At 40.3% G+C, this 18,671-nt stretch carries 19 protein-coding genes and 3 tRNA genes; 14 read left to right on the forward strand and 8 right to left on the reverse strand.

Features of this window, described 5'->3' with window-relative positions; translation table 11 throughout:
* Positions 1–560 precede the first annotated feature (560 nt).
* The 3 genes from RMZ41_RS14610 (at position 561) to RMZ41_RS14620 (ending at position 5,048) form a co-directional block, all read left to right on the forward strand.
* On the forward strand, positions 561–2,846 hold the full coding sequence (locus tag RMZ41_RS14610; protein WP_322642963.1) for an ATP-binding protein: 2,286 nt from the start codon (positions 561–563) through the stop codon (positions 2,844–2,846).
* Between the two features lie 120 nt (positions 2,847–2,966).
* Entirely contained in the window at positions 2,967–3,269 is a 303-nt protein-coding gene (locus tag RMZ41_RS14615; protein WP_322642964.1) for a hypothetical protein, read from the forward strand.
* Between the two features lie 471 nt (positions 3,270–3,740).
* Positions 3,741–5,048, forward strand: a complete 1,308-nt coding sequence (locus tag RMZ41_RS14620; protein WP_322642965.1) for a glutamate-5-semialdehyde dehydrogenase — start codon at positions 3,741–3,743, stop codon at positions 5,046–5,048.
* 63 nt (positions 5,049–5,111) lie between these two features.
* Here RMZ41_RS14620 and RMZ41_RS14625 read toward each other — a convergent pair whose 3' ends face one another.
* Positions 5,112–5,621, reverse strand: a complete 510-nt coding sequence (locus RMZ41_RS14625; RefSeq protein WP_322642966.1) for a GNAT family N-acetyltransferase — start codon at positions 5,619–5,621, stop codon at positions 5,112–5,114.
* A gap of 161 nt (positions 5,622–5,782) precedes the next feature.
* On the opposite strand from RMZ41_RS14625, the gene RMZ41_RS14630 reads away from it, so the two are divergent.
* Positions 5,783–6,061, forward strand: a complete 279-nt coding sequence (locus tag RMZ41_RS14630) for a BrnT family toxin (protein WP_322642967.1) — start codon at positions 5,783–5,785, stop codon at positions 6,059–6,061.
* Positions 6,062–6,080: 19 nt separating this feature from the next.
* The gene (locus RMZ41_RS14635; protein ID WP_322642968.1) at positions 6,081–6,293 is read left to right on the forward strand and encodes a BrnA antitoxin family protein; all 213 of its coding nucleotides are present in this window, start codon (positions 6,081–6,083) and stop codon (positions 6,291–6,293) included.
* A gap of 49 nt (positions 6,294–6,342) precedes the next feature.
* Here the strand turns inward: RMZ41_RS14635 and RMZ41_RS14640 are convergent, their stop codons facing one another.
* Positions 6,343–7,758, reverse strand: coding sequence for an isochorismate synthase (locus tag RMZ41_RS14640; protein WP_322642969.1), 1,416 nt, complete (start codon positions 7,756–7,758; stop codon positions 6,343–6,345).
* Between the two features lie 297 nt (positions 7,759–8,055).
* Here RMZ41_RS14640 and menA point away from each other — a divergent pair, with 297 nt between their 5' ends.
* Genes menA through RMZ41_RS14655 form a run of 3 tightly spaced genes read left to right on the forward strand, consistent with a single transcriptional unit; the run spans position 8,056 to position 11,366 of the window.
* Positions 8,056–8,952 (forward strand): 2-carboxy-1,4-naphthoquinone phytyltransferase, encoded by an 897-nt coding sequence (gene menA, locus RMZ41_RS14645; RefSeq protein ID WP_322642970.1) that lies wholly within the window; start codon positions 8,056–8,058, stop codon positions 8,950–8,952.
* Positions 8,953–9,012: 60 nt separating this feature from the next.
* A complete protein-coding gene (locus RMZ41_RS14650) occupies positions 9,013–9,996 on the forward strand; it encodes an o-succinylbenzoate synthase (protein ID WP_322642971.1) in 984 nt (327 codons plus the stop codon).
* Positions 9,981–11,366: a 2-succinylbenzoate--CoA ligase gene (locus RMZ41_RS14655; RefSeq protein WP_322642972.1), complete on the forward strand. Its 1,386-nt coding sequence runs from the start codon at positions 9,981–9,983 to the stop codon at positions 11,364–11,366. Before RMZ41_RS14650 ends, RMZ41_RS14655 begins: the two co-directional genes overlap by 16 nt.
* Here the strand turns inward: RMZ41_RS14655 and RMZ41_RS14660 are convergent.
* The 4 genes from RMZ41_RS14660 to RMZ41_RS14675 all read right to left on the reverse strand — a co-directional run bounded on the left by RMZ41_RS14660 (position 11,359) and on the right by RMZ41_RS14675 (position 12,895).
* Positions 11,359–11,796: a thioesterase family protein gene (locus tag RMZ41_RS14660; protein ID WP_322642973.1), complete on the reverse strand. Its 438-nt coding sequence runs from the start codon at positions 11,794–11,796 to the stop codon at positions 11,359–11,361. The two genes, RMZ41_RS14655 and RMZ41_RS14660, sit on opposite strands and share 8 nt — an antisense overlap.
* Positions 11,797–11,824: 28 nt before the next feature.
* The gene (locus RMZ41_RS14665) at positions 11,825–12,286 is read right to left on the reverse strand and encodes a type II toxin-antitoxin system VapC family toxin (RefSeq protein WP_322642974.1); all 462 of its coding nucleotides are present in this window, start codon (positions 12,284–12,286) and stop codon (positions 11,825–11,827) included.
* Positions 12,283–12,552 (reverse strand): hypothetical protein, encoded by a 270-nt coding sequence (locus tag RMZ41_RS14670; protein ID WP_099099929.1) that lies wholly within the window; start codon positions 12,550–12,552, stop codon positions 12,283–12,285. Before RMZ41_RS14670 ends, RMZ41_RS14665 begins: the two co-directional genes overlap by 4 nt.
* A gap of 127 nt (positions 12,553–12,679) precedes the next feature.
* Positions 12,680–12,895, reverse strand: a complete 216-nt coding sequence (locus RMZ41_RS14675) for a hypothetical protein (RefSeq protein ID WP_322642975.1) — start codon at positions 12,893–12,895, stop codon at positions 12,680–12,682.
* A gap of 160 nt (positions 12,896–13,055) precedes the next feature.
* Here RMZ41_RS14675 and RMZ41_RS14680 point away from each other — a divergent pair, with 160 nt between their 5' ends.
* Positions 13,056–15,419 carry an NACHT domain-containing NTPase gene (locus RMZ41_RS14680; protein WP_322642976.1) on the forward strand — a complete coding sequence of 788 codons (2,364 nt, stop codon included), beginning with the start codon at positions 13,056–13,058 and terminating at the stop codon, positions 15,417–15,419.
* Between the two features lie 68 nt (positions 15,420–15,487).
* Entirely contained in the window at positions 15,488–15,841 is a 354-nt protein-coding gene (locus tag RMZ41_RS14685; RefSeq protein ID WP_181927935.1) for a four helix bundle protein, read from the forward strand.
* 45 nt (positions 15,842–15,886) lie between these two features.
* On the opposite strand, the gene RMZ41_RS14690 is transcribed toward RMZ41_RS14685, so the two are convergent.
* Together RMZ41_RS14690 and RMZ41_RS14695 are read right to left on the reverse strand one after the other, a co-directional pair.
* Positions 15,887–15,971, reverse strand: a tRNA-Ser gene (locus RMZ41_RS14690).
* A 131-nt stretch (positions 15,972–16,102) separates the two neighbouring features.
* Positions 16,103–17,023 (reverse strand): TIGR04168 family protein, encoded by a 921-nt coding sequence (locus RMZ41_RS14695; RefSeq protein ID WP_322642977.1) that lies wholly within the window; start codon positions 17,021–17,023, stop codon positions 16,103–16,105.
* On the opposite strand from RMZ41_RS14695, the gene RMZ41_RS14700 reads away from it, so the two are divergent.
* The 4 genes from RMZ41_RS14700 to RMZ41_RS14715 all read left to right on the forward strand — a co-directional run bounded on the left by RMZ41_RS14700 (position 17,003) and on the right by RMZ41_RS14715 (position 18,513).
* The gene (locus tag RMZ41_RS14700) at positions 17,003–17,158 is read left to right on the forward strand and encodes a hypothetical protein (RefSeq protein ID WP_159402586.1); all 156 of its coding nucleotides are present in this window, start codon (positions 17,003–17,005) and stop codon (positions 17,156–17,158) included. The two genes, RMZ41_RS14695 and RMZ41_RS14700, sit on opposite strands and share 21 nt — an antisense overlap.
* A 14-nt stretch (positions 17,159–17,172) precedes the next feature.
* Positions 17,173–18,147, forward strand: a complete 975-nt coding sequence (nadA, locus tag RMZ41_RS14705; protein WP_322642978.1) for a quinolinate synthase NadA — start codon at positions 17,173–17,175, stop codon at positions 18,145–18,147.
* A gap of 123 nt (positions 18,148–18,270) precedes the next feature.
* Positions 18,271–18,356, forward strand: a tRNA-Tyr gene (locus RMZ41_RS14710).
* An 85-nt stretch (positions 18,357–18,441) separates the two neighbouring features.
* Positions 18,442–18,513 (forward strand) — tRNA-Thr (locus RMZ41_RS14715).
* Positions 18,514–18,671 lie beyond the last annotated feature (158 nt).

Genomic DNA, 18,671 nt, shown 5'->3' on the forward strand with positions numbered 1-18,671 from the left:
TAAAATCCTACAGGATAATTTGGGCTGTTGTCCTGAGACTACTGCTATGAAGAAGGGGAAAGGGGGAAAGGGGAAGGGGAAAGGGTTCCAGTGACTTTAAAGCAGGGGTTTCAAATATGGACACTGATTTTTATTGCACTACGTGTCTGAAAAATCTTTTTCTAATATTTTCCATATTTCAAAATACTTGCTCTATACCGTGTGGAAATTTTATTCTTTTTTTCCTTTACCCCTTCCCCCTTCCCCTTTTCCCCTTTTCAGTAAGCATCAGACCCCCCTGAAGCTAGAAAAAATTTTGCTTAAATCTACCTATTATGCTTTTATTTGTACAGAACTCTAGGTAGATTTATTTATTAATCCCTTATTTTACCATTGTAGTGAGAGGATTAGACCACTACATTGGGTTGAATTCACTTTGTAGAACTCGTGTTTGCAAGACAAACCTCTATCTTTTGAGCAATAGTTTTGAGATCGGCTTTTAGCGTACAGTTGAACTTACATTTGCTTGATATTACTGCTACCTCTCAACTGCGCTTCTTAGTATTAGCAAAGTGAGCAATATGAATGTAGACCATTTTAGTCAACAAATAGAGACATTGCGCTCACGGGTGACAGGATTATTGCAAAGTAATGTAAGTGAGCGGCACTCGCAACAAGAGCTAACGAAAGAAGCTTTTGAAGAACTTCAAATTGCTTTAGAGGAGATGAAAATCGCCTCCGAAGAACTACAAGCAACACGATTAGCAGTAGAGAAGGAGCGTCAGCGCTATCAAGAATTATTTGATTTTGCACCCGATGGTTATTTGGTAACTGATATTTATGGCACTATCCTGGAAGCGAACCATGCCAGTACAATCTTACTCAATATCTCACAGCGATTTTTGATTCGGAAACCGTTAGTTCGTTTTATTGCCCACTCAGATCGTAAAGCTTTTTTTAATTATTTAACTCAGTTGCAGCGTCTCGATCGGGGTGGAGAATGGGAAGTGGGTTTACAGCCACGGGAAAAACTTTGTTTTGATGTTGCTTTGACAGTAGTTACCGTCCGTAACGAGAAAGGTAAACCAGTTGCTCTGCGCTGGCTAATGCGCGATATTAGCAAGCGTAAACACTTAGAATTCGAGCGCGAACAGTTATTTGCCCGCGAACAAGCCGCCCGGATTGCAGCCGAAGCCGCAGAGAAGCGTTCTAATTTTTTGGCTGAAGCAAGTCGTGTCTTAGCATCTTCTTTAGACTACCGCAATACTCTAACGAGCGTCGCTCAATTAGCAGTGCCGACTCTGGCCGACTGGTGTATTGTAGATGTCGTTGAAAATAATTCCATAGCTTTTAGTAACCCAGTCATCGCTGCATCTAAACCGCAGCAAGAAGCACTAATCCGAGAACTCCGAGAACACTATCCAATTTTGGTTGATGCTGATTATGGACTAGCGAAAGTTCTACGGACTGGTAAGCCAGAATTGGTTACAAACATTCTTGAGTCTGCGTCACAGAGAAAGGCTTGGAACGAAGAATATCTTAATTTACTAGAAGTTAAGTCTTATATGATTGTGCCATTAGTAGTGCGTGAACGCAATCTAGGGACAATTGTATTTGCTTCTACACAATTAGAACGCTATTACACGACTGTAGACCTAGCAATGGCTGAAGAACTTGCCCAACGCGCAGCGTCTGCCATTGAAAATGCCCAGCTTTATCGGCAAGCTCAAGAAGCAAACCGACTTAAAGACGAATTTTTAGCGATCGTCTCTCACGAACTTCGTACACCTCTTAACTCTATGCTGGGTTGGCTTCAAATCATCCGCAGTCGAAAGTTCGATGAAGCGATTACTTCTAAAGCACTGGCAACAATCGAGCGAAATGCAAAACTTCAGAGCAAACTGATTGAAGATATCTTGGATATTTCACGGATTGTCCAAGGTAAAATTCGTCTAAATCTCCGTAAAGTCAATCTGGCAATTGTGATTAACGCAGCGATTGAGGCTATATATCCCACATCTGAGATTAAAGAGATTCAAATTGAGTCTAAGCTTGATTCTTCAGTAGGTGAAGTTATGGGTGATGCAGAGCGCCTCCAGCAAGTAGTTTGGAATTTGCTCTCTAACGCCGTCAAGTTCACACCTAGTGGAGGCCGAGTTGAAGTGTGTCTAGAGCAGTTAAACTCAAATGCTAAGATAACTGTCTCTGACACAGGTAAGGGAATTTGTGCTGACTTTCTACCTCACATATTTGAGCGTTTCCGTCAAGCTGATAGCACAACTACTAGAGCAGAGGGTGGTTTGGGGCTAGGACTGGCAATTGTACATCATTTAGTAGAAATGCACTCAGGCAAAGTTTATCCACTTAGTGAAGGAGAAGGAAAAGGAGCAACATTTACAGTGCTGTTACCTTTAATAGAACCGCAACCAGAGCAGTTAATTAAAGAGGGTGAAGAAAAAGTCAATAACCTCTTACTGCTTGATGGCTTGCAGATACTATTTGTCGATGATAATACCGATACTCGTGAGTTAATTGCTTTTGTCCTTGAACAGTCGGGAGCGCACGTAACATCGGTTAGCTCGGTAGGTGAAGCCTTGGAAGCGGTGAGCCGATTAAGACCAAATATTTTAATCAGTGATATTGGAATGCCAGATGAGGATGGTTATTCGCTGATTCGCCAAGTGCGATCGCAAGAAGCCCTTCGTGAGGATAAGATTCTGGCTGTAGCACTGACGGCATTTGCGAGAGATGAAGAACGCACACTGGCTCTGGAAGCTGGATTCCATGTTCATTTATCTAAGCCAATCGAGCCAGATAAGTTGTTGACAGTAGTGGCGAACCTAGTTAAAGGTAGCGAACAAGTTTAATGTAGCAGTAAGTTGTTTTTGCATAAACGCAATCAACAAAGGGACTTCCAAATAAAAAAATATCCCACCGCTTTAAAGGCAGGGGGCAGGGGGCAGGGGGCAGGGAGAGAGAAAGTCCTAGTGAAGTTCAGAAATTGGATAATTTATTTTCTGGAGTTCCCAAATGCGATCGCTGTAGTGGCAAATATAATTGTTGTAGTAGCAAATGCGATCGCTGTAGTGGCAAATATAATTGTTGTAGTAGCAAATGCGATCGCTGTAGTGGCAAATATAATTGTTGTAGTAGCAAATGCGATCGCTCTAGTGGCAAATAGAATTGTTGTAGTGGCAAATGCGATCGCTCTAGTGGCAAATAGAATTGTTGTAGTGGCAAATGCGATCGCTCTAGTGGCAAATAGAATTGTTGTAGTAGCAAATGCGTAGCTAGCTGTAAGTAAATTGGCGTTACGGACTTCCAGTTAAAAAATATCCTATTGTAGGGGCGTAAGGACTCGCGCCTCTATAAATGTAGCGGTTCCCATTTAGATGCGGTACAACATTACCAGATGTAGGGACACCAAAAGTTAACACAATGGCAGTATAAATTATTTACTTAAGAAAAAGGCTAGAGAAACATAAATTCTGATGTCTCTCTAGCCTATGGTACGCATAAATCATTTTTAAGGCTTTCAACTATTGCCTGTAATAATACTTATAATATTTATATAGAAGTGAAGTTGTTACTTTTGCTCGCTCTGTATTTCATATTCATAGAATAAATGTTTTGAACCAATTTTTGCCTCACCCGATCAGGGTAATTGTTGATTACCCAAATGGTTCACCCGATTGGGGGAAGACGAGAAGCAATAATCAACTTCAGATTGATAAGATGAAGAAAAAGTAAAGATTTTTGCTATGACTATTTTTGATATTAGTTCTCCCCTAATTGCGATCGCTCAAAAAACCCGCAAAGCCGCAAGTAAGCTGGCGATTCTCTCGACTGAGGCAAAAAATCAAGCAATTGTTGCGATCGCGCAAGCCTTAGAATCGGCTAGAGATGAAATTTTACAAGCAAATGTCGCTGACTGTGAAACTGCTGATGCTGAAGGGATTCCCAAACCGCTTTATAAACGCTTGCAGTTGGATGAACATAAATTAAGAGATGCGATCGCTGGAGTCCAAGATGTTGGTAAGCTGGCAGATCCAATTGGTAAAATCCAAATTCACCGCGAACTTGATACTGGTTTAATTCTCAAGCGAATTACTTGTCCTTTAGGTGTTTTGGGGATTATTTTTGAAGCACGTCCAGAAGCGGCGATTCAAATTGCTTCCTTGGCAATCAAATCGGGAAATGGTGTAATTCTCAAATGCGGAAAGGAAGCGGTGCGTTCTTGCGAAGCAATCGTTAAGGCAATTAAACAAGGATTATCTCAAACTGCTGTTAACCCTGATGCAGTACAGTTATTGACAACTAGAGAAGAAACTCTAGAACTTTTGAAGTTAGATAAATATGTAGATTTAATTATTCCTAGAGGTTCTAATTCTTTTGTCAGATTTGTGCAAGAGAATACTCGCATTCCTGTATTAGGTCACGCCGACGGTATTTGTCATCTTTATATAGATAAAGCTGCTGATATTTCTAAAGCAGTTCCGATTACCGTCGATGCCAAAGCACAATACCCTGCTGTTTGTAATGCAATTGAAACTTTGCTAGTTCACTCTTCAATTGCTACGGAGTTTTTACCCAAAGTCGCCGATGCTTTGCAAGAACGCCACGTAGAATTAAGAGGCGATCAACGCACCTTAAAACTTTTGCCTAATATCGTACCTGCAACAGAGATAGATTGGGAAACAGAATACAGCGATTTTATTTTGTCGATAAAAATTGTAGACTCGATAGAAGCTGCGATCGCACATATTAACGAATATGGTTCTCGTCATACTGACGCGATTATCACTGAAGATTCAACATCTGTGGAAACTTTCTTTGGACTGGTAAATTCAGCCAATATATTCCACAATTGTTCTACCCGCTTTGCTGATGGTTTCCGCTATGGTTTCGGTGCAGAAGTAGGAATTAGTACACAACAAATGCCACCCCGAGGCCCCGTTGGTTTAGAAGGATTGGTGACATACAAATATCAAATGACTGGTGATGGACATATTGTAGCTACTTACACCGGGGCGAATGCTAAAGCTTTTACTCATCAGGATTTGGAGTAAAGTATTCTCAAAAATATGGGTTTTAATAACGCTAGAAATACACCGATTTATCCGGTGTATTTTTTAGGTTAATTGTTTATCTGAGTTGTTAAAAGTTTTAATTGGGCCATGCCATCGATCATCATTTAAGAAAACCTCGTCAAAGGCTCCATTAGTATATTGACTAATTACCTTAGTCCAAAAAGTTTGTGCGTTTAAGTTAAAAGCAGTCTGCCGTACCTCCCAATTACCAGGAAACTGGTCAAAAATTTGAGTTGCTACCTGTTCACCAATACCTTGATTTCGATACCTTTTAAGGATAAAAAACTCAGCAATAGACATAGCATTGTTATCTTGATAAAGATAGGTGTGCTGATTAACAAGTACAAACCCTGCCAGTTTATGATCAACTTTAACTAGAAATGGGTATCGTTCAGATTCTGTCCAATAGTAATCAAGATATTGATAGCCAAACAAGCCATAGGCATCTACATCTTTAGCTTCTATCTCACTCAGATCGTACTGATATAGTTCCATTAAATTACACAGCACTGATTTCTCTTGTTGAGTAACTTTCACTACTTCTATTTTCATCGCAGTAAATCTTTAAATATTTTTTAATGTTGAAAGGATTTTTAAACTATGCTTTCAGCATTTGTAGGGGAGTTTGGGGTATCTTTGAGTTTTAAAACAGTCTCTATTCCTATAAATGCGCGATAATAGATATCAGCCAAATTAGTTTTATTTTAACTTTCATGCAGTTTGAATGGGATGAAGCGAAGAATCTCGAAAACATTCGTAAACATAAAATTGACTTTGCCGATGTCCCTAAAATGTTTGATAGTACGATGCTAATTGAGCTAGATAACCGTTTTGATTATGGTGAAGAACGCTGGTTAGGTATCGGTTTTCTCGGTAATGGCGTAGCGATAGTCATCTGGACAGAACGGCAAAGTGATGTCATCCGAATTATTTCAGCACGAAAGGCAAATCGATATGAGCGCCAACGATTTGAACAATATATCACATACTAATTGGGAAGCATTGGAATCGATGTCAGATGACGACATTGATTATTCTGATATTCCACCGTTAAACGATGAGTTTTTTGATAAGGCAATGTTGAGATTACCAGCAAATCAAGCACGGAACTTAATTCAGATCGATCCAGATGTCATATCTTGGTTTAAATCCCAAAGTGTCGAATACAAAACACTCATCAATTCTGTTTTGCGTCAACACATCGAAAATAGTAGTAGCAAATGAGTAAAAATGTAGAAATTACCCGATAATTTCCGCATTTTAATTACTTTATTTAAACTAATGCTTTCAGTAACGCCTGAAGCTTAAGCTGTACCTCTGCGAACTCTTTGTCAGGATCGGAACCCGCAACGATACCAGCACCAGCATACAATCTCGCGCGATCGCCATCAATCAATGCTGAACGAATTCCCACAATAAACTCACAGTTACCTTCAGAATCTATCCAACCTAGAGGTGCAGCATACAAACCTCTCTCAAAGCTTTCATAACGACGAATTTCGGCGCAAGCAACATCTCGTGCTGCACCTGCAACGGCTGGTGTAGGATGCAATTGTCCGACAATCTTTAATGGGTGGATGTTGGCTGGTACTACAGCACTTATTGGTGTCCATAAATGCTGGATATTCGATAATTGTCGCAGTCGTGGTGCTAATATTTGTGGTGACAAACCTAGTTGGCGTAGGCGTTGGGTGATAAAATTAAGTACTAGCGAATGTTCGTGCTTTTCTTTTTCACTATTGAGTAAGCGATTGGCATTAGCCGCATCTTCAGCAGGGGTTTTACCTCGTGGTGCAGAACCAGCCAAAGCATCTGTAATTAACTGTCGATTATTAATACTAATTAATCTTTCTGGACTTGCCCCAATAAAGTTTTGTCCTTTACCATTACTTGTAGAAAAAATATAACAATTAGGATGTATTTGCCTAAGATTATTTAGGGATTTAACTAAGTCAAAGCGGTTGCTTGATTTTACATCTAATATATCTGCTAAGACAATCTTACTTAAATGACTAGACCGAATTTTTTCCAAAACAGATATTACTGAGCGTTTAAACTGAGTAGCATTTGTGACAGATTTTTTGTATAAGTTTGCTGAAAAAGAATCAATATTAGCAGAGTAATATTCTAAAGATTGGATAAATTCAATTTTATTTTGCACATTCTCCAACAACCTCTGAATATTTGTATTTTCATTAAGAATTATATTTGTTACTAATATACAACGCTGATTTTTAACAGCTACTTGCCAACGTGGGAGAAAAATGGTAGCAGATGGAAATGGATAATCCACTTGGGCGTTTTTATCAAAAAAGCTGAAATAAGAAAAAAAGTGAGGCCCAGAAAAAGGTTGATTAGCGTTACTAAAATTAATTATATTTTTTAGACAAGATTTGATAAAATATTCAGCTTGAGTAAAACGATCTGCACCATCAATCTGTAATTTTGCTACAGAATCAATTGCTGCGATCGCTTCTCCTTTAGCTCTGTCCTCAAAGTAAAAATTTATTTCATTTGCTTGTGTAAGTCGATCCAATACAAGTAAAGGATCAACTAAATCGATCTCTTGAGAGATACTGACAATTTGCTTGTCATTATTTTGGAGGCACTTTTCTTGGACTAATAACAGAAATTGATATAAATCTTTGCGCTCTACAAACAAGTTGTTACGACATGGTGAAACTGTCATGGATCTAACGATAGTAAATTTTTTTTAAGTTACTTCCTAAAGTGTAATTAATCGTGGTCGTATTTTTACAGGTAACATATTAAGTTGCCATTTCACCAGCGTAGGATTTGCTTTGTTCATGGTGTTACTAAACCATAATAAGACAGTTTCAGCCTGAGACTGCAACGTGAGGATGAGTGTTAACAACACAAGGTTAACAAGTGATATTTGTTTATATATCACTCGAATCTAGCGCCTCTTTAAATCATAAAATCTTAAGTATGAGTAATATTCCGGTAATTTAATTAATCACAACTGATGACTACCAAGCAAATTTTATATCCCAACACTAAGTTATGGATGGCAGCGATCAAACCGCCAATGTACAGCGTTGCCATTATGCCCATTTGGGTAGGAACAGCAGTTGCTTATGCCGAAACTAAAATGTTCAATGGAGTAGTATTTTCTACTTTTGTAACTGCCGCAATCTTAATTCTTGCCTGGGAAAATATCAGTAATGATGTCTTTGATTCGGAAACAGGCATCGATCAAAATAAGCACCATTCTCTGGTGAATTTGACTAGCAATAAGCCATTAGTATTTTGGATAGGAAATTTGTGTTTAGGTTTGGGGTTGCTGGGCATATTAGCGATCGCCTTTTGGCAACATGACCTAACTGTTATCGGCATAATTCTACTATGCTGTGGTTTGGGCTATATGTACCAAGGGCCTCCTTTTCGCTTAGGATATCAGGGTTTAGGCGAGATTCTTTGCTTTTTTGCCTTTGGCCCTTTAGCAGTGGAGGCAGCATACTACAGCCAGACTCAAACTTGGTCAATGACAAGTTTAGCCGCTTCAGTGATTGTCGGGATTGCCACAACCTTAATTTTGTTTTGCTCACACTTTCACCAAGTTAAGGATGACATAGCCGCAGGTAAGCGATCGCCTATCGTCCGTCTAGGAACCCAAAAAGGGGCCCAACTCCTAGTTTGGTTTACTGCTAGCATTTATCCCCTCACCTTGCTGTTTGTGCTATTGGGGATTTCTCCAGCTTGGACATTACTGAGTTGGGTTAGTTTACCCTTTGCCGTCAAATTATGCCGCCACGTCCAAGAAAATCATAACCAGCCTGACAAAGTTAGTAACTGTAAATTCATCGCTGTAGCCGTTCATTTCTGGGCTTGCTTGCTGTTGGGACTGGGATTTATTCTCTAGGGCATTGGGAATTGGGAATTGGGAATTGGGAGTGGGAGAATCACTAATAAATCTTGACTAATGACTTACAGGTTTGAATTTCGTCCTTATCGGCGAAGATTTTTGCGATCGCTTACCACTAATCATGGTAAGTGGGATATTCGTGAAGGTATTATTCTTCGCCTTACCCATGAATCAGGTAAAGTCGGGTGGGGAGAAATCGCCCCTATTAGTTGGTTTGGTTCTGAAACCCTAGAACAAGCCTTAGATTTTTGTCGCCAACTTCCAGAAAGAATCACAAAGGAGATAATCTTCTCCATCCCAGATGAATTACCTGCTTGTCAATTTGGCTTTGAGTCAGCCTGGGAAAGTGAATTCCTTTCAATCCCCAATGCCCCATGCCCAATGCCCCATGCCCAATCTTTCAGTGCCTTATTACCAGGCGGGGAAGCGGCTTTAAATCAATGGGAAACGTTGTGGCAGCAAGGATATCGCACATTTAAGTGGAAAATTGGTGTGAATGCGATCGCTGATGAACTAGATATTTTTGAGTCACTGGTACACACCTTACCAGTCTCTACGAAACTGCGATTAGATGCCAACGGTGGACTCAGCTATAAAGAAGCCAACTTATGGCTGGGAACTTGCGACAATCTCAAGGCAAATGGAAAAATACCAATAGAAATTGAATTTATCGAACAACCGCTACCCGTTGAACAATTTCAGCAGATGTTGGAATTGAGTACGAGTTATAAAACTGCGATCGCTTTAGATGAATCTGTCGCCACACTTGGGCAACTCGCCGCCTGTTATCAACAAGGTTGGCGAGGGGTTTTTGTGATTAAACCTGGGATAGTTGGATCGCCATCTCGTCTGAGAAAGTTTTGCCACCAGCATCAAATTGATACTGTATTTTCATCAGTATTTGAAACTGCGATCGCCAGACTTGCAGCACTCCAACTCGCAGCCGAATTATCCCAAAACAACAGGGCAGTTGGTTTTGGCATCGACCATTTTTTTGAACAAGAAGAAACGTGGTTTCAAAGTTTATGGAACGACCTTTAAACTGTCTTAATCACCTGGATCAGAATGATTGGCTAATCGGTTATGACAGCCGTCAATTTAATCAAATAGCTCAAGAATTATATTTAGAACTAAGACAATTATCAGCGTGTGGAATACCACCAAAAATCATCTTAGCTGAACGCGAACCATTAAAGTTTCTAGCAAGTTTTATTGCCGCTTGTGCAGCTAATTGTCCAGTTTTTCTTTGTAACCCCGACTGGGGAACACAAGAATGGCAACAAGTCTTTGATTTAGTACAGCCAGATATTATTTGGGGAGAACTTCTACACACTCCCAGTCCCCCAGTTCCTCAGTCCCCAGTCCCCAGCCCCCAGTCCCCATTCATAATGATTCCCACAGGTGGTTCATCAGGAGAAATTAAATTTGCAATTCATACTTGGGAAACTCTCATTTCATCGGTACAAGGATTTACAGAATATTTTCAAATCAAACGAGTCAATTCATTTTGCGTGTTACCGCTATATCACGTTAGCGGTTTAATGCAATTTATGCGCTCTTTTACCAGCGGAGGTAAACTAGCTATTCAACCATTTAAATCCATAGAATCCGGTCAAATATTAAATATTAAACAATCAAAATTTTTCATATCTTTAGTACCAACACAGTTACAACGCCTTCTGCAAAATTCAGAATTAACTGAATGGCTATACCAATTTAATACAGTACTTTTGGGAGGTGCGCCAGCATGGAACGAACTACTAGAAAAAGCCAGATTTCACCGCATCCGATTAGCACCTACCTATGGCATGACAGAAACCGCCTCTCAAATTGCCACCCTCAAACCAGATGATTTTCTCGGCGGTAAAATTAGCAGTGGTCAAATTCTTCCCCATGCAAAAGTAACTATTCGCAATCAGCAAGGCGAAATTTTAAATTACAATCAAATCGGAAATATCACCATTTATGCTCAATCTTTAGCCTTTGGCTACTATCCTAAAACTAGAGAAAATCAAACTGATTTCCAAGTAGATGATTTAGGCTTTCTAGACGAACAAGGCCATTTAAATATTGTTGGACGTAACAGCGATAAAATTATTACAGGTGGCGAAAATATTTATCCAGCAGAGATTGAGTCAGCTATACAATCAACTCAAATGGTTGCCGATATTTGTGTCATCGGTATTCCAGATAAACACTGGGGACAAGCCGTAACAGCGATTTACATTCCCAAAAAATCAGATATCTCTGCCTTAAAAATTCAAACCCTACTCAAAGACAAACTCAGCAGATTTAAAATCCCTAAATATTGGATTCCTCAACAAAACTTACCCCGCAACTCCCAAGGTAAAATTAACCGCCAACAGCTACAGCAAATAGCCACAGAATTCCTACAAAATTCCATCACATAATCTCTCTCGACATTCTTCTCTCTGCGTCTGGGCGGTTCGTCTCCAACCACTGAATAATCTCATCAGGTAATTCCCGCTTACTTCTACTACTCACATCAATACAAACATGACGAGTAATAGCCTTAGCAACTACCACCTCACACACAGTAATTTCGTAAGTAATTTCAAACTTCTCAACACCTATTTTTTGGGGAATTAAGCTAATCAGCAACTTGTCCCCAACAAACATAGGGCGCAAAAAATCGACACTAGCATGAACAATCGGAAACCCCACAGACGGATTAGTAAAAAAATCTTTGAGATTAATACCTGATGCTTCTAAAGATTCTTCATAAGCTGCATGACAAATACTCAAAACATTAGCAAAATAAACTACCCCAGCAGCATCAGTATCTTGAAAGCGAACCGTGCGGTTATAAATAAAAGGCATTTTTGATAATTGAATTACGAATTACGAATTATGTTGACTCCAACGGCGGAACCTCGAAGTCATTAAACGAGGAAACATTGTAAGACGAAGCGGCTATTGCTTTTACTAGCTTACCATCGAGAGTCAGCAAAGTAGCACCTACCTGCTGTGAAAGTGCAACATAAGAGCCATCGTAGGCGGAGATTCCATAATTTAATGCGATCGCAACTGCATCCGCCATCAAATCAGCCGTGGAGACAACACGCAAGGGGAAGTTTTTGAGAGTTGCTAAATCTGCTGGCACATCAGCAACAGCATAAAGTCTGGCGCGGACATACTTCCAAATGATGTTGCCACACTCAATGTAAAACAGGTCTGGGATAAAGATCGCAGTTTGAGGATTGGCAAGATGAGCAAACAGTTGATTAACTTTCGGAGTTAGTGGATCATCTGGTATAAATTGCTTAATAGCTACACTTGCGTCTACAACACACCTGAGAGGGATAGTCATCTGTCTCGGTCTTCTCGGATTAACGCAGTACTATCGGGCCATTCCACATCAGTCTGGCGACTCTCACGACGAAGGCGAATTTCCTCTAAGAGTTTTGGGACATTTTTTCGTCTTTCGTCCTCAGTTAACTGTGTTTTTGTCTTCTGCAAAGCGTTCTGCAATATTGTAATAACTTGAGCATCAACTGAGCTATTTTCAGCTTTAGCTAACTCTTGCAGTTGTTCGTATAACTCATCAGGTATGTTTAGCGTATTAAGGGTAGCCATTGATTGAACTCCCAAAAGAATTTATTGGTAATCGTAGCACGATGGCAGTAGAGGGGAGAGGTTAGGGAGCGATCGCCTTTGGTTTGTGAGTGCGATCGCTTTATTATCTCTACTACCCACCTGTTTCTTAATCCTTCTCTTCTGATCGCTCTGGCAAAGATTTTAGTGATGTTTTTCGTAAAACGCAATCAAGATAAAGTACAAGAATCTGCATTTTCAGAAAGTTGTTAGCACTTTTGATATTGGCATCACTCAGTAACCATTTACAAAACTTTTCCAGCAGTATTCCAACAACAACTTCAACAGACTTATTTACAACCAAAGGGATTAGTGTTTCTAGCATTGCGATCGCCTCAGTAACTTGACTGAGTTCAATGTCGCAATTTTCTTTTGTAGTTATTTATCTGACTTACCTTGACTTAGCCTGACTTACACTGATTTAACTCTACAATTTGATAAAAACTTTGGCTACACTGGCTTATAAGTAATTGTGGGAGTGGTCAATGTCTATACCAGAGGACTTTCTTAAGCAACTGGAGCAATACAGTGAATTGTCGCACCGAGAGAAAGAAGTTTTTCTGGAAATATTCGGTCGTAGTAAGAATCGAGTCAACGTAGCTCAAGAATTAAACATTTCTGAAAGTAACCTCGGCACTTGTCTTACAGGTATTTACAGAAAATTTTGCATCACTGGTAATGGCCCTGTTAAAGAAAGTCGCTTACGGGAGTATCTGAGCAAAAGGTATGCACAACAAAAACCCTCTGGCGATTTAACTACAGATGACATAGATGATTCTATTGATACCTTAGTGCAAGAAATCCGCAAACAAATCAAACCCTATATCAAAGAAAAGTGCGGAACCATGAGGGTATTAGATATGCCTCAGCCAATTGAGTTAACAGGAAAACAAGGTATTTACACAAATGTCAATATTCTGGAAGAAATAACAGGACGAACACGACTTAAAGTTGCAGAACTAATGCAAAGCTGTGACTATGATAACTTTGAGCGGATTGGACTTAGCCGAGTAAAGCAGAAACGAGTCTCAGGACTAGAGGTTGTACAGCGTCATAGTAAGCTGATGGTTTTAGGCAAACCAGGAGCAGGAAAAACCACTTTTTTAAAATATCTAGCAATGCAGTGTATTGAAGGGAGATATCAAGCAAATAGAGTTCCCTTGTTTATCACATTAAAAGATTTTGCAGAAGCGCCCAAAAAACCAGATATTTTTAAATTTATTGTTCAACTATTATCAAGCTGTGAGGTAACTCATGCTAGTGCAGTAGTAGAGAAACTGTTGAAACAGGGGAAGGCATTTGTATTACTGGATGGATTAGATGAAGTACGAGAGGAAGACAGTAAGCGTGTTTTACGACAAATTCAAGAATTTTCTGACTTTTTTCATACCAATCAGTTTGTAATCACTTGTCGTATTGCTGCCAAAGAATATACTTATCAAAGTTTCACAGAAGTAGAAATGGCCGATTTTGACGAAAAACAAATAGCCCTTTTTGCTCAAAATTGGTTCCAGTTAACTGATCCAGTTAAAAGTCAAAGATTCATTCAAAAACTAAAGGAGAATAAACCAATCCAAGAACTAGCAAGTAGTCCTTTATTGCTGACATTACTGTGTTTGGTGTTTGGAGATAGCGGAGATTTCCCAGCAAACCGTTCTGAACTTTATCAAGAAGGATTAGATATATTGCTGAAAAAATGGGATGCCAAACGCAACATTGAGAGAGAGCAGGTCTATAAAAACCTGTCTTTGCAGCGTAAGGAAGACTTGCTGAGTCAAATAGGCTTAACTACGTTTGAGCAAAAAGACTATTTCTTTAAGCAGAAAACTGCCGAAGCATACATTGCTGATTTTATTCGCAACTTACGCAATGCGGACACAGATCCAGAAGTATTGAAACTCGATAGTGAAGCCGTTTTAAAGTCTATTGAAGCACAGCATGGGCTATTAGTAGAACGAGCAAAGGGCATCTATTCCTTTTCTCACTTAACATTTCACGAGTATTTTGCCGCAAGAGAAATAGTTGCCAACTCTTCTTGGGAAACTTTGCTAGAGCATATCACAGAGAAACGCTGGCGCGAAGTTTTTTTGCTTACAGCAGGGATGATGCGGAAGGCGGATGATTTAACATTATTGATGAAGCATAAAATTGATGGATTAATCAGCACGGATGAACAATTACAACATTTTATGAGGTGGGTAGCTAAAAAATCTTCATTAGCTACTGTGCCATATCCACCAGCAGAAGTTAGAGGTGTCTACTTACAGTTGATGAATCATCTTATTCAGGGTAAATATTCAGGCTTTCCAGACCTTGCTCGTATTTTAGCCTTTGATCTAGCTCTTACTGGTACTTCAGACAACGATTTTTATAAAGCTTGCGGTCCTGCTGGAATTACCGGGATAGGTACTCCAGGCTTGAGTTTTGAAGTTGCTATATTTTTTGAAATAAAAAGAATGCGTGCAGGTAGACAAAGCCTAGAAATTATGCATCCTAATCACTTTGATTTAAATCTTGATTTTGATTTAGAACGTAAGCCAAGCCCTGATTTACAAATCTTGCTTGACAAGCTCAAAAGCCAATTATCATCTCCACAAAACGACAGCAAAGCTTTTCATCGTTGGTGGAGAACTAATGGAAAAGTTTGGACTGAACAGCTTAGAACCGTCATGATTGAGCATTGCAATATTGGACATGACTGGCAGATAAATGAAGCACAAAAGAAGCTATTGGAACAGTATTACTATGCCAATAAATTGCTAATGAACTGCCTCAATAATGATTGTTATGTAAGTCGGGAAGTTAGGCAAGAAATTGAAAATACTTTGCTGCTTCCAAATGCAAATTAAACATTTATCAGAAGTTGGTAATACACCTAAAAGCTTATCAATATACAAAATATGCTTAAATCCTACCTGTGAAAAAAGATATATGCGATCGCACTTTTACTTTTTCAGTTCGTATAGTCAAATTGTGCCAGTTTTTAGATGATAAACCAGGAGTAGCGCGAACCCTTGCTCAACAGTTATTAAGGTCAGGAACATCGATTGGAGCTAATGTAGAAGAAGCACAAGCGGCTCAAAGCAAAGCAGATTTTATCAGCAAGCTCATGATTGCACTAAAAGAATCCCGTGAAACTCGGTATTGGTTAAGGTTACTCATTGCTTCCGAAATAGTACCTCAAGAAAGAATTAGTCAACTCCAAACCGAAGCCGAAGAACTAACAAAAATTCTTGGTGCCATCATCATCTCCACCAAAAGCTCCACCTAACCTCTTCAATTTTTAATTTTTAATTTTCAATTTTTAATTCCTAAACGGAGAGGGGGAGATTCGAACTCCCGGAGGTTTTAGCCTCATCCGATTTCAAGTCGGACGCAATCGACCACTCTGCCACCTCTCCAGTAAATCTGTCAAACTTGTGCTGATCCTAGTTTTAGACGCTATTCAGGCGCTTTTGTTGGTTAGCACTAAACTTGACAGATAATACTATACCCTATTATTTACGCAGATTGCACTACTGGATGCGAATGTCTACGACACAATACGCGATCGCTCATACAAAATTTCCCCCTTAGCCACCTGAAAGTCATTCCCCACCCAAACTAGGGAAACTTGCGAAACCACACCCGCCTCTAGGGTGACAATGGAAAAATTACGCAACTTCTCGCCATCATTTTCCACAATCCTCGGGACACTAGCCGCATTTAAGTAAATTGTCCCCTCTGGACTTCTAAAGATGGGTTTGCGCTGCACCTTCTTGGTATGGCGTAAATCTCGGTGCATGTGACCAAATGTGACCAGAGGAATAGTTTTACCAGCAGTCAAGGCTTGAGAAATCGCCTCGCCCAAATCTGGATCGCCAAAGTCGCCGCCAATTGGGTGCCAATCTTTGCCGCAGGGGTCTTCGGGGCGATCGCCTAATCCACTCGGCCCGTTGTGACCCAAAAATATAATCGTCTCGTAAGCGGCGCTTTTAACAGCTTTGAAGATGCGATCGGCGGATTCTTCCAAACTCGTCACACCATAACGTTCTTTACAGATTTCCGCGAATTTCCACTCCGGGCCACCCCAAGTAAAGGGACGACCCCCCACTACAGTTAAATTCCAAGCGGGAAAATCCAACTTACCGTAACCGACATGGGACGGGCCTAATAAATCGAGTTGTTCCTGTACCCAGTCTTCCTTAGAGCGGTCATAAGGAGCCTTTTTGCGTCCCCACTCGGTGGCGGTGTACCAGGCATCGTGGTTGCCCATTACGGCTGCTTTGGGAATATCGAGGGATGCGATCGCTCTGACCACCTCCACCGATTCATTGCCAAAATCCCCGACAAACAGCACTAAGTCAACACCCAAATGCTTGAGTGCAACGCCATCTTCCACTTCCCATTGGTCGTGAATATCTCCAACTACAGCAATTTTGAGGTTTATCGATTGAGTTTTCTGACTGGTCATGCCACTTTCCTTGCCGTCTATCTCCAGGATATGAAACTCAGCCCGATTTGGACACAACCCGAAAATATCAACCGTCCACTATTTTTGGTAAAAACTACTATAATTGAATCCACAGGACATACATTTGCAACATAAAGCACCCCTAAACTGTGTTTACTACTGCACTAGCTCAACGCGAAAACACCCAACTGGGTGAACTACCACTAGATTTGTTTGCCGCGATTCAGAGTCTCAAAAAAGAACTCAACGCCGTTATCCTGGCGCATTATTATCAAGAGCCAGATATTCAGGATATTGCAGACTTTATTGGGGATTCATTACAACTGGCAAGAGCCGCCGAAAAAACCAATGCGGATGTGATTGTCTTTGCTGGCGTTCACTTCATGGCAGAAACAGCAAAGATCCTTAATCCCGATAAATTAGTACTTTTACCAGATTTAAATGCCGGTTGTTCTTTAGCAGATAGTTGTCCAGCAGACGAATTCGCAGCTTTTAAAGCAGCGCATCCGAATCATTTGGTGGTGTCTTACATCAACTGTTCTGCTGATATCAAGGCGATGAGCGATATTATTTGTACTAGCTCCAACGCTGTGAAAATTGTCCAGCAGATACCGAAAGAACAGCCAATTATTTTTGCCCCCGATCGCAATTTGGGGCGCTATGTCATGGAACAGACCGGACGAGATTTGGTGCTATGGCAAGGTAGCTGTGTTGTCCATGAAACCTTTTCGGAAAAGAAAATTGTTCAGTTAAAAATTGCCCACCCAGAAGCAGAGGCGATCGCACACCCAGAATGTGAAAGTAGTGTATTGCGCCACGCCAGCTTTATTGGCTCCACAGCCGCTTTACTCAAGTATTGTCAAAGCAGCCCCACCAAAGAATTTATCGTTGCGACAGAGCCGGGAATCATTCACCAAATGCAAAAATTAGCTCCTGACAAGCATTTCATCCCTGCACCGCCGATGAATAACTGTGCTTGTAACGAGTGTCCCTTTATGCGGTTAAACACCCTAGAAAAGCTTTACTGGGCAATGAAAAATCGCACTCCCGAAATTACCATGTCAGAGGATATTCGCATTGCTGCACTGCGACCAATGCAACGAATGCTGGAGATGAGCGTGTAACCAGTATTTTTTCTCAGATGGTAGAGACGCAGTTTTGTTGCGATCTCTACCCGCAAGTTATTTTTTCTAATTACTTGCTATTTATAAAAGGTGGTGCTAAGATTTTAAATCGTGAGACAAATCGGGTCGGTGTCCGAGTGGTTAATGGAGACGGACTGTAAATCCGTTGGCTAGCGCCTACGCTGGTTCAAATCCAGCCCGGCCCACCACTTACGAAGTTATAAGTTATAATGACTGGGTAAGCATCAAAACTCCCAGCATTTTAACTTTTAGCTGAAATATCAATCAAATTTCGCCCGTGTGGCTCAGTGGTAGAGCACACCCTTGGTAAGGGTGAGGTCACGAGTTCAATCCTCGTCACGGGCTTTGATTATTGAAAATCAAACTTTTTGTTCAACACTAAGTTTGAAACATACTAACTAATCTTTTTAATAGTTTTAATAGCTTATACCAATTTAATATGAAGCTGCATATAATAGGGAGAAGCCAACTCCTAAGTTTAAATAGCCATGAGCCGCCCGTTT

This window comes from Nostoc sp. DedVER02, from assembly GCF_034530675.2.
In the GTDB taxonomy this organism is placed as follows: domain Bacteria; phylum Cyanobacteriota; class Cyanobacteriia; order Cyanobacteriales; family Nostocaceae; genus Nostoc.